This window comes from Spirillospora sp. NPDC049652 (genome assembly GCF_040675125.1).
In the GTDB taxonomy this organism is placed as follows: Bacteria; Actinomycetota; Actinomycetes; order Streptosporangiales; family Streptosporangiaceae; genus Spirillospora.
The window spans coordinates 1-1,583 of record NZ_JBFAOF010001320.1 but is presented as its reverse complement, the minus strand read 5'-3'; the positions used below and the strand labels follow the sequence as shown (position 1 = coordinate 1,583).

1 protein-coding gene is annotated in these 1,583 nt (G+C 79.1%); it reads right to left on the bottom strand.

What is annotated here, in order from left to right; all coding sequences use genetic code 11:
- Positions 1-1,583 (bottom strand): serine/threonine-protein kinase (locus AB0J52_RS39805; protein WP_500188323.1); only part of this gene is annotated, 1,583 nt, incomplete at both ends.

Below are 1,583 nucleotides of genomic sequence, written 5' to 3'. Positions count from 1 at the left end.
CCACGCCGCACTCGTCGGCGAGCGCGCGGGCGCGGCGGGCCAGGGCCGCGGCGCTGGCGCGGCGTCCGGCCGTCCGGTGGTGGTCGGCGAGGTCGGCGAGCGCGCGGGCGAGCTCGACCCGGTCGGGGGATCGTTCCAAGAGCTCCACGGCCTCCGCGAGCGGCCAGAGCCGCCGGTCGTGCGGCAGCGCGAGCGCCAGCACCCGCAGGGTCGCGCCCCGGCCGCCGGTCTCCCCCGGCGACAGCAGCGCGAGCTGCTCGACGGCCAGCCGGTGGGCGGTGTCCGGGTCGCCCAGGGCGAGGTGCGCCTCGGCCAGGTCGGTGCGCCAGGGCGCCACGCAGGGCAGGTCCACGCCCCAGGACGCCATCAGGTCCCGGCAGGCCAGGAACTCGGTCAGCGCCGAACGCGGCCGTCCGGACGCCAGCTGGTAGCGGCCCCGGGCCCGCAGGTAGGGCAGGACGAGCGGGCTTCCGAACAGCGCCTCCGGCAGCGGCCGCCGAAGCAGCGCGCCGGCCTCGGTGAGCCGCCCGGTCACCGTCAGCGCCTCCACCATGATGGCGAGCGGGACGCCGACGAAGATGCCGAAGCCGCGCGCCGGGAGCAGGTCGAAGGCGCCGGAGGCGCACCGGCGCGCCGCGTCCGGCTCGCCACGGCGGTGGTGGATGAGCGCGCGCAGCACCAGCACCAGCGCGTCGGCCAGGGGCGGCCGGCGTCCCTCCTCGCGGTCCAGCGCGTCGCACCAGCGTTCGGCCTCGTCCGGCTCCCCGGCGTGGATCAGCGCGACGATGACCGCGATGCGGGTCAGGTGCCCGAAACCGAGTCCGGCGTGCCGGAGGGTCTCCTCGACCGCCGCGACGATGCGCTCGCGCGTCCCCCATCCGGCGTCGGCGCCCGGCCCCGGCCAGGAGCCGGTCAGACCGCCGCGGCCATCGTCCCCGTCCCTCCCCGACCACGCCGAACCGGACACCGCACCGGACGCCGGACCGGACACCGCCCCAGGAGTCGAATCCGACAGCGCGTCCGGTGCCGGGTCCGTGCCCGCCGGGCCGGCGGGCGTGGTGCCTCCGGCGAGGCCGGGATAGGCGTAGCGCACCCAGCTCTCCGGGACGCGCAGCCGCTCGGCGACGCCGCCGGGCTCCGCCGCGACCGCGCCGGTCGCGCGGGACGCCTCTACCATCACGTCCGTCACCTCCTCGGCCCGGCCGAGCCACAGCATCCAGGTGACGAGGGTGACCACCGCGTCGGCCGGGAGCCGTCCCGCGCGGGCGTCACGGGCGAGGTCGGACAGGTACCGCCCGGCGGTGGCCGGGTCGATCTGCCATTCGGCGCGGGCCAGCTCGAACCGGACGAGGGGGCGGCGGTCCGCGGTGCACTCGCGCAGCGCGAGGCGGAGCCGGTCCACCGCGTCGGGGGCGCGGCCCTCGGCCAGCGCCTGCCCGGCGGCCTCGCGCAGCACCGCCACCGCCCACGTGGCGGCGGCGCGGTCGGCGGCGACCAGGCGGTCGGCGACGGCCTCGGCGGGCGCGCCGTCGTGGTGCAGCAGCTCGGCGGCGCGCAGGTGCAGCGCGGTCCCGGCCCGCGAG